Annotated in this window: 10 protein-coding genes; 2 read left to right on the forward strand and 8 right to left on the reverse strand. The window is 45.3% G+C overall.

Features of this window, described 5'->3' with window-relative positions:
- Positions 1-28: 28 nt before the first annotated feature.
- From arsM to FK220_RS15275, 4 genes are all read right to left on the reverse strand, one after another.
- Positions 29-994 (reverse strand): arsenosugar biosynthesis arsenite methyltransferase ArsM, encoded by a 966-nt coding sequence (arsM, locus tag FK220_RS15260; RefSeq protein ID WP_152575200.1) that lies wholly within the window; start codon positions 992-994, stop codon positions 29-31.
- A gap of 175 nt (positions 995-1,169) precedes the next feature.
- Positions 1,170-1,985 carry a purine-nucleoside phosphorylase gene (locus tag FK220_RS15265; protein WP_152575201.1) on the reverse strand — a complete coding sequence of 272 codons (816 nt, stop codon included), beginning with the start codon at positions 1,983-1,985 and terminating at the stop codon, positions 1,170-1,172.
- The gene (locus tag FK220_RS15270) at positions 1,978-2,658 is read right to left on the reverse strand and encodes a TIGR04282 family arsenosugar biosynthesis glycosyltransferase (RefSeq protein WP_238719043.1); all 681 of its coding nucleotides are present in this window, start codon (positions 2,656-2,658) and stop codon (positions 1,978-1,980) included. The genes FK220_RS15265 and FK220_RS15270 overlap by 8 nt, the downstream gene beginning before the upstream one ends.
- A 122-nt stretch (positions 2,659-2,780) precedes the next feature.
- A complete protein-coding gene (locus FK220_RS15275) occupies positions 2,781-3,281 on the reverse strand; it encodes a rhodanese-like domain-containing protein (protein ID WP_152575202.1) in 501 nt (166 codons plus the stop codon).
- Between the two features lie 85 nt (positions 3,282-3,366).
- Between FK220_RS15275 and FK220_RS15280 the strand changes: the two genes are divergently transcribed.
- Both FK220_RS15280 and FK220_RS15285 read left to right on the forward strand, forming a co-directional pair.
- Complete coding sequence (locus FK220_RS15280) at positions 3,367-4,932, forward strand: glycoside hydrolase family 32 protein (RefSeq protein WP_238719044.1); 1,566 nt, start codon at positions 3,367-3,369, stop codon at positions 4,930-4,932.
- 15 nt (positions 4,933-4,947) lie between these two features.
- A complete protein-coding gene (locus tag FK220_RS15285; protein ID WP_152575203.1) occupies positions 4,948-5,643 on the forward strand; it encodes an aspartate/glutamate racemase family protein in 696 nt (231 codons plus the stop codon).
- Positions 5,644-5,685: 42 nt separating this feature from the next.
- Here the strand turns inward: FK220_RS15285 and FK220_RS15290 are convergent, their stop codons facing one another.
- The 4 genes from FK220_RS15290 to FK220_RS20215 all read right to left on the reverse strand — a co-directional run bounded on the left by FK220_RS15290 (position 5,686) and on the right by FK220_RS20215 (position 8,616).
- Complete coding sequence (locus tag FK220_RS15290; RefSeq protein ID WP_152575204.1) at positions 5,686-6,981, reverse strand: ADP-ribosylglycohydrolase family protein; 1,296 nt, start codon at positions 6,979-6,981, stop codon at positions 5,686-5,688.
- Positions 6,978-7,949: a phosphotransferase gene (locus tag FK220_RS15295; protein ID WP_238719045.1), complete on the reverse strand. Its 972-nt coding sequence runs from the start codon at positions 7,947-7,949 to the stop codon at positions 6,978-6,980. Before FK220_RS15295 ends, FK220_RS15290 begins: the two co-directional genes overlap by 4 nt.
- Before the next feature lie 16 nt (positions 7,950-7,965).
- The gene (locus FK220_RS15300) at positions 7,966-8,412 is read right to left on the reverse strand and encodes a DinB family protein (RefSeq protein WP_152575205.1); all 447 of its coding nucleotides are present in this window, start codon (positions 8,410-8,412) and stop codon (positions 7,966-7,968) included.
- A 72-nt stretch (positions 8,413-8,484) separates the two neighbouring features.
- Positions 8,485-8,616, reverse strand: a complete 132-nt coding sequence (locus FK220_RS20215) for a hypothetical protein (RefSeq protein WP_262887911.1) — start codon at positions 8,614-8,616, stop codon at positions 8,485-8,487.
- Between the last annotated feature and the right edge of the window lie 424 nt (positions 8,617-9,040).

The following is a 9,040-nucleotide window of genomic DNA, read 5'->3' on the forward strand; positions in this document are numbered from 1 at the left end:
CAAAACCTTACAAAATTACGTTTGCAGGCTAACAACATCCCCCGCCGTTGTAATGCCACGTACTCCTACTGATATGTATTTCATCGCTGGCTTTAGCCAAGGCGGCTGCCGTCTTATCACAAACGGCAAGCGGCTGATTTTGTAGGAGCACATGCCCTTTTTGGTCGTCAAAATAGTCTTCATCCCCATAATAGATTGCTGTTTTTCCGGTAAAAATGCAAGGTCCGTCTACGGGCATTGGATCCTTAATGGCCGCAATTTCGATGGATTCGATAAAGATGAGTTCGTCCGTGGGATAATGGTTCGGCGATAATACGCGGTACGATTTTCTGGCACGGATCTCAATGGTGCCGAAACCTGCGTCGGTCAATACCTTCACATACTCTTTGATAGGAATACTCCCGCTGAGGCATAGGGCCCGTAACCGATCGTCGTTTCGCAAGGTTTCGTTCATTGGTTGTTCGCACGTTGGGTCGCTCATTACCAACCGCCCATGTGGTTTTAATACCCTGTACATTTCGGCGACCGCCCTTTTTAGGTCATCCAACTTAAAAATATTGAACAAGCAGTTCTGGGCAGCTACATCAATACTTTCGTCCGCCACCGGAAGGTTCAAGGCATCTCCTTTAATAAGATTCACAAATTCGCTTTTGAACCAGTCATTTTCCTGTTCGGCGACCTTAAAATTTTCTCGGGAAGCCTTCAACATCTCATCGAGTACATCAACACCCGTGACGCCCCCTTTTTGCCGGGAGAAATAAGCAAATTGCAGGAGTTCCATTCCTCCTCCGACCCCTACATATAGAACCTTGGGATTGTTGGTCAAATCTTGGGCGGAAACGGTACTTCCGCAGCCGTAGTTCATCTCCTGCATTATTCTGGGAATCGATAGGCCGGGGAACTGCCAAATGGGGTTTGTGGTACAACAAAGGCCTACATCGGGTGTCAAGGCTGCTTCCCTGTACAAATCGTTGGTGGCGTCTAAATAGCTCATACTGAATCAAATTCAAGTTCGGATAGTAAACAATATTTATATGCTGACGACCTACGAGGTCCGGTCGTGTTTTTTTTATTTATGCACGCTCTACGCTCTACGCTCTGTGCATTATGTTGCACGCTTTGCGCTTTTACGCTTAACGCTTTGCGCATCACTCCTTCCCGCCCACTTTTCAAATTTCCTTTATCAACTCTTTAAACAACCGGATCATTTTAGGTTCCGTTTTACCGGCTACTTCGATAATCTCCTCAATATTAACAGGTTGCAGGTTATCAGGATCACATTCGTCGGTCAAGACCGATACTGCTACAACAGGTAGTCGTAAATGATTGGCGACGATTACTTCGGGAATGGTGCTCATTCCCACGGCATCGGCACCAATGATTTTGAGCATACGGTATTCGGCTTTGGTTTCCAACTGGGGCCCGATCACGGAGGCGTACACTCCTTGCTTCATCGAAATACCCTCCCTACGGGCGATGGCTACCAATCTCTCGCACATTTCTTTGTCATAGGGCGCACTCATATCCACAAACCGCTCACCAAATTGGGCCACATTTCGAAAGGCAAGTGGAGATCCTCCTTGTAGGTTGATATGGTCTTCGATCAACATAATATCCCCTTTTCTGAAGTCGAGGTTAATCGCACCGGCTGCATTGGAAATGAACAACTTTTGAATGCCCAGTTCCCGCATTGCGCGGATAGGGTAGGTAACATCCAAAAAATCATAGCCCTCATAGAGATGAAAACGCCCTTGCATAACAACCACTTTCTTACCCTCAAGGGTACCATATATCAATTTCCCACTGTGAAATTCCACAGTAGCCAACGGAAAGAAGGGGATGTGGTTGTAATGGGCCTCTATGGAATTTTGTATTTCGTTTACCAATTGCCCCAGCCCCGTGCCTAGTACGATACCGATTTCGGGCTGATCGAACCCTTTATTTTTGAGATAGGCAACCGATTCCTCTAGCTGTTTTTTAGTCATTCTTTAGATGTTTTATAAAAGGATGGAAGACTTCCACATCCTTAATGTCCTCATAGGTATCTACATCGTTTCTAATAGGAAGCAAGTGTACCTTGCCATTTTCTAAATTGGAAAGGGTGGCATCCAATACTGTGCTCTTTCCCCATTCCTTCTCTTGGAAAAGCGAAGGGGTAAAGGTTTTCATTCCCAACAGGTAGTAGCCGCCGTCTTCCGCAGGACCTATCACAAAATCATTATCGGTCAATGCGAGAAAGGCATTCTCGATATCTTGCTGTTCCATGTCGTATAAATCGCTTCCTATGATACAGATTTTTTCAAAGCCTGCGGCGAATCCTTCCAAAAAGGCATTGGCCATACGCTCGCCCAAATCTTCGCCTTGCTGCAGTTTTTTAGTGTAGGTGCCCTCATTCCAAAGATCATCGCTTCCGATGCTTTCGGAATAATACACGTGTTTTTCTACCGCTAGGTTTTCGGTTATCTTGGCGGTGTGTGCCAACAGAAAGCGGTAGATTTCCAAAGCCGCTTGGTTACCTACGGTGGCCGCCAATCGGCGCTTGCCCTTTCCCAATTCTGGATTACGGGTAAAGATGATCAACAAGTTTCCAGGGACCACTAACCGATAGTGCACCGTTTTTTTGTCAAGTTCTTTTTTAAATGGATTGATAATGCCCAAAAGCGATTATGTTAGTTTTACTTCAAGTATCAAATTCAAGGATATGTCAAAATCAAATGCGAACACTAGGTTGGGTAGAAACTACTTACGGATTTATAAATTAAGGATAACACCAAGTTTGACTACTTATTACTGTATACTTTCTCCCCTTTTTTCAACAGTTCCCCCCAGTTTTTATTAAAGGCATGAATTTTCTCGGTTTCCTTTCCCTCTTGATCTACCACGGAATACTCGTTGTTCTTCCATTCAAAAATTCCGCCATAGAGGTTTTTTACGTCGGTATAACCAAATTCCAGTAATTCTTCCCCGATATCTTCGGATCGCACTCCTATACTGCAATACACTACTACGGGTTTATTTTTATCGGGCAGTAGGGCTAGCACCGAATCGATTTCGAATTCTTGATGACCTACCCAAAGCGCGTTTTTCAAATGACTTACCTCAAACTCCTCCTTGGCCCTGGCGTCGAGTAAAACCACATCTTGCATTTTTGCGACTTCGGTCACCCCGATATAGGGAACGCTTCCCTTGTTCCAGGTCTCCAGCGCCTTTTCAATGGATTTTTGCCCTAAAATGGGACTCAGTCCAATTAAGAAAATGACTAGGTAAGGTAAAAATTTCATACGAATCGAATAAAAGAGGTGCAAAGATAGTATTTTAGAGGTTTTCATGGAATCACTATTATGTAGGTATTGCAAAAATTGTGTGATGAGTGTATTCATAAAATGGGTGCTGTTTATTTGCATGTTGGCCGGTTTAGCGGCTTGTAAAAACAAGGAATCCAAAGTCGAGCCAACTTTATTGGAATCAGTCGATAGTTCCTACAAGGAAGCCTTCCGGCCCCAATTCCATTTTTCCCCTCAGGAAAAGTGGATGAACGACCCTAATGGTATGGTCTACCATGAGGGTATCTACCATCTTTTCTATCAATACTATCCCGAAGACATTGTGTGGGGTCCAATGCATTGGGGCCACGCAATCAGCACCGATTTGGTACATTGGAATCACAAACCTATTGCACTTTTCCCCGACGAACATGGGTATATCTTCTCTGGAAGCGCGGTGGTCGACACGAACAATACCTCCGGTTTTGGTACTGCCGACAATGCACCTTTAGTGGCAGTTTTCACGTATCACGACATGGAGGGCGAAAAAGCGGGAAGAAATAATTATCAAACCCAAGGAATTGCTTATAGTCTGGATAATGGTGATACATGGACAAAGTATGAGGGAAATCCGGTCATAGGCAATGAAGGCCTAAAAGATTTTCGGGACCCAAAGGTGTTCTGGGACGACCAAAGCAATCAATGGATTATGAGTTTGGTAGCCGGTGATCATTTGCAGTTGTGGGGCTCAAGCAACCTGAAAGTTTGGTCCAAACTAAGTGAGTTCGGTAGAAACCAAGGAGCGCATGGCGGGGTTTGGGAATGTCCTGATCTGTTCAAGGTAAAAGTTGAGGATAGTGACGAGGAAAAATGGGTCCTGTTGATCAGTATGAATCCCGGCGCGCCGAACGGCGGCAGCGGCACCCAATATTTTGTAGGCGATTTTGATGGAAAGCGGTTCACTACTGACCAAAAAGGTACTCGATGGCTCGACTGGGGTACCGACAATTATGCAGGGGTCACTTACAGCAATGCCCCTGATGACAAACCAATTTTTATCGGGTGGATGAGCAATTGGGCCTACGCCCGGGAGACCCCGACCGAAATGTGGCGTAGTGCGATGACGGTTCCCAGAACCCTCTATTTGGAGAAGATAGCAGACGAGTATACCTTGTTCAATTACCCTATAAAAGCCTTGGAAACATTACGCACCGAACCCCTAAAGAAAGAGGTGGAACTGGAAGTTGGAGCGAACGAAAACATCGAGCTTACCAATTTGAGTCAGGCCGAAGTGAAGTTCACCACTTCCGGTAGGGATTTCATACTCAAACTCAAGAATTCAAATGGAGAAGAAACCGTATTGACCATGGATAGTGGGCAACAACTTTTTCTATTGGACCGGATAGCGTCGGGGAAAACCGATTTCAACGAGAGGTTTGCAAATACCATGCAGCAGATACCCATTGAAAACCTTCCAGGTGGGGAGTATGAGGTGCGGATATTGATCGATTGGTCCTCTGTTGAAGTCTTTATCGATAAAGGACAGTATGTGATGACAGCACAAATATTCCCTACGGAGCACTATACTACCGTGGAGGTCCAAAACACGTCCAAGTCCACGCTACGTTTAAAAGAAGTAATGGTAAGCCCCCTCAAGGGCATCTGGTAACGATTCCGCAAGTGTATGAAGACCATCGGATTAATAGGAGGAATGAGTTGGGAATCTTCAATCGTTTATTACGAATCGATTAACAGGAAGGTAAAGGAAATCCTAGGGGGACACCACTCGGCCAAGATTCTGTTGTATTCGGTCGATTTTGCCGAAATCGAAGCCTTACAGCATGTGGGAAGTTGGAATGCGCTGAACCAAAAAATGGTGGATGCCGCCCAACGTTTGGAAAAAGCCGGGGCAGATTTTATCATCCTGTGTACGAATACCATGCATTTATGTAGCAATGCCATCAAACAACACACAAAAATCCCTTTTTTGCATATCGCCTTGGCTACCGGGGAGGAAATCGCAAAAATTGGCTTGCAAAAGATAGGCTTGCTAGGGACCAAATTTACGATGGAGGAAGTTTTCTACAAAGGCCTTCTGGAAGATGACTTCGGTTTGGAAGTATTGGTCCCCGAAACTTCGGAAAGAGAGGAGGTGCACGCAATTATATACAATGAGTTGGTACATGGAAAAATGACGGAAAGCTCCAGGGAACGCTATAAATTGATTACGGAAAACCTACAATCCCGAGGGGCCGAGGGAGTCATCCTAGGTTGTACCGAGATAGGGTTGTTACTATCGGAAAACGATGTGTCCCTTCCCGTTTTTGATACCACCAAAATACATGCGCATAAGGCAGTGGAATGGGCATTGGGCGATTAGTTTGGATTAAGGGCGCATACCATTGAAAAAAGGGTGCCACTTTTACATTTTGGATTGTGCAACCAGTTCTTTCGCCAATACCTCCAAGTCGATTCCCAATACTTCCCTATTTACCCGAAGAACCTCCTTTTTTAAATCCTCGGGAAGTTTTGTGTACCCCTCTTTCGCACCCAAGATCATTCCGGCGATAGCGGCTACCGTATCATTGTCCCGCCCGTAATTCACGATGAACCGCATCGTTTTTTCAAAATCGCCTTCCCCAAATTGAAGTGAGGTGATCAGTATTTGCCAAATTTCCCCCGCATGGAATGCAATGGCCTTTTCATCTTTTTCCAAGAGTTGGTTGACCATTTCCTGACGGACCCATTCGTCACGGCTTCCAGGAAATCCGGTGGGTATTCTATAAACCAGGGAGTCTTTTGCCACTAACGAGTCGATCAACACAAGATCTTTCACGGCGAGTACACTCTTTATCGACCCATCGGCAATGGAGTAAGGAATACGGCCCACCAACCGACTGTCTTGATATCCTAAAGGGTCTATGAAAGTGGCGGGGTCAAGTATGGAATCTATATCTTGGGTGCGCAATGCCATATGGGTCATAGCGGCGACCAGGGCTGAAATATCCTTGGCATATCCCAAATCAAAAAGGGTATGTTCGTAGGCGATATCATAGGCTTCTTCCGGATTATGGGCCAGCAGACCGAACATGGGGGTGTACAATTGTCCGGCACATGACATTTCCCCACCGTAGAAACGGTTAAGTGCCTTTTGGTAGGCAGTTTGACTTTCCTGATAGCCCATGGCGACCCGGGCCCATTCCTTGATCCATTCCATTTTTTCGATGCGCTCGTCCAAAGCCTCGGTATCGGTCAAGACTTCCTCATCTCCCAAGGTTTTTACCACGGTTTGATAATGGTCGCTAATGAAACCGGAAAAATTTCGGGCATTCAATTCACCTTTGTGTTCACCAAAGTATTTGACCATCAAATATTTCCATCGGGTGTCGTCGGTAGTAGTCCCCGCCACCAAATTATGGTCCCATGTGCCCTCGGGCGACTGAACCCTTACCGCAGGCGTAAGTCCGGTAATGTAGCCGTATTTTAACTGAATGTCCTTGCGATGCCACATTTCGGTAGAAGCGCCCATGGCATCCCCAATGGCCGAACCGACCAAGGCCCCTAGTACCTTATCATAATAGACTTCCTCCGATAGCCGGAGCGAGTCGCCGGTATAAGCCACTTTTTTAGGGGAAGGAATATCCACCTTGGATTTAGGGCGTTTGCACCCCGTGATGAGCAGAACGCCCATGATTGTGAAAAGACCGACTTTTCTCATGATAAAATCATTTTGTGGGCCATCTGTAAAAGATAGTCTTTTTCCTCGATACTCCGTTGAAGTGGAAGTTGGGCCAACCCAATCAATCGGCGCATAATTTCGATTCCCGCAACCTGTTTCATCAAGTGAGGGTCGAAATTTCCTTGGTAATGCCTTCGAATGGTTTTGAGGTATTCGCCGTCCATGGTCGCCATCACCAAATGTGCCGCCATCACCCCTAAATCAAACTCGGGGAAACCTGCAAATCCAAATTCGGGATCAATGACATAGAGGTTCTTTCCCTTCACCATCCAACTGCCGGGGTAGTAATCGCCGTGCAGTAGTACGGTGCCTTTGGCCAAATATTTTTTTCCGATTTCGGAAATCTTTTGGGCCAGTGCCCAATCTTTTTTATAGGGCAAGGATAGTTTTTGGAGGCCTTCTTGAACAGCATCCAGTTCAAACCCGTTATCCTCTAAAAAAGGTAGCACAAAGATATGCTGGTGGTTCAAGTGTCGCATTTCCAGGTTTTCGGGGAAATCTTCAGGAATCGATGTTTGATGGATTTTTTCTAAGATAGACACCAGTTTCCCGAGCTGTGAGGCATCTATTTCCCGGTCTTGGTATAGATAGGTCATGTCCTCGCACTGACCCAGATCTTCCATCATCATCAGATGATCCGAAGGGTCATACGCATAGATTTCAGGAAGATGTTCGGCAATGGAAGGGTCTTGAACCAGTTGGTAAAAGCGATGTTCTACGGCGATACGGGCAAGTGGAGCTTCGACCTGCCGATACTTTTGTACATAGGGCCGCGACTGTTTAAGGATAAAAGAGCGTTGATTGGTACGCACACGTAGTACTACGTTCATATTGCCCTCCCCCGGTTTTTCTATATGATGTACCTTCTCATCGGTTGATATCCAGCCTTTTGAAAGCAAAAAGGCCGCTACCTCTGCAATAGGCGTAATCGTATCAAAAGTGTTCAAAAGCTATATTTTAGCGTTACGAATCTAATAATCTTCTATGATAATTTATTTGGCCAAGGTGATAGGTAAGATGGGTCGCTAGATGAATCAAAAAATAACCAGTGGTCATTTTCTCCCTGAAAACCAAAAGCGGATACTCCTCTTCCAAAACACCTTCGTCCAAGCAATCCAAGGTATGGTCGACCATTTTTTGTGTTTTTCCAATTTCTCTCAACAGCTCCGCTTTCGGGACATCCCGCTGCGAGAATTCCTTTTCCCTTTGCCTTTTATAACCTGTATTGCCCAATTCCGCCCCGATATAGGCATTGAGATTTCCGATCAGGTGCAAGCAAAGCGTACCTCCAGAATTAAGGATATCGCCCTTTATGGCCCAAAGTGCTCCTTCGCTTTTATAGGAGGTAATTTCGGTAGCTAACTTTTGGAGATCTCTTTTGAAGAGTTTTCTGAGAGTGTTCAATACCATCTACATGCCGTTTTAAAGACCCTAAAGTTAATCAACTTGGCAGATAAAGGTCGGTAAGGCAGGGCAAATAATTTAGAGGGGCACTTGCCTAGTAATCACTTTGATAATAAAGAATATGGTAATTGAAATAACGAGACAGGTCAAAAAGGCCAACCGGTTTTCGGCGTCCAATTCCTTTTTCAAAAGTGAGAGTAGCGTTTTCATTTTCAATGTTCTTTATCACAAAATTGGGGTCTAGAGGATGTTCTCGGAAAAGAATTGGTCAAATGGAAAATATTGGGAAATGAATGGTAAGTTGGTTCAAATTCATCGAAAAAACTGAATTTATAACGGGTTTTCTGGAAGATTTGATAAAAAATGGAAATGGCGCACGAGAATAGTTGTGTACCATGAACTAAGGTCTCATGGGCTTTGACAATTACGCCGCGTATTGTAAACAAAAAACCCCGCATATGCAGGGTTTCAAGTGGTACCTCCAGCCCCGACGCTTCGGGGGAACCAGGGGGGGGTGTTCATCTTTCGGCCAGGAGGTCGTCGAGGATGTCGGGGTCCGCGATGACTTTCTCAACGAATTTTCGGCTTTTCATCCTTTTAAGGAATCTTTCGAGAAAGAGGGCCTCTTCCTTGG

This window comes from Pelagihabitans pacificus, assembly GCF_009371985.2.
GTDB lineage: Bacteria > Bacteroidota > Bacteroidia > Flavobacteriales > Flavobacteriaceae > Pelagihabitans > Pelagihabitans pacificus.

Bases quoted from the DNA above. Each gene is read 5' to 3' on its own strand.
- arsM (WP_152575200.1), bottom strand. From the start codon at position 994: ATGAGCTATTTAGACGCCACCAACGATTTGTACAGGGAAGCAGCCTTG.
- FK220_RS15265 (WP_152575201.1), bottom strand. From the start codon at position 1,985: ATGACTAAAAAACAGCTAGAGGAATCGGTTGCCTATCTCAAAAATAAA.
- FK220_RS15275 (WP_152575202.1), bottom strand. From the start codon at position 3,281: ATGAAATTTTTACCTTACCTAGTCATTTTCTTAATTGGACTGAGTCCC.
- FK220_RS15280 (WP_238719044.1), top strand. From the start codon at position 3,367: ATGAGTGTATTCATAAAATGGGTGCTGTTTATTTGCATGTTGGCCGGT.
- FK220_RS15285 (WP_152575203.1), top strand. From the start codon at position 4,948: ATGAAGACCATCGGATTAATAGGAGGAATGAGTTGGGAATCTTCAATC.
- FK220_RS15290 (WP_152575204.1), bottom strand. From the start codon at position 6,981: ATGAGAAAAGTCGGTCTTTTCACAATCATGGGCGTTCTGCTCATCACG.
- FK220_RS15300 (WP_152575205.1), bottom strand. From the start codon at position 8,412: ATGGTATTGAACACTCTCAGAAAACTCTTCAAAAGAGATCTCCAAAAG.
- FK220_RS20215 (WP_262887911.1), bottom strand. From the start codon at position 8,616: ATGAAAACGCTACTCTCACTTTTGAAAAAGGAATTGGACGCCGAAAAC.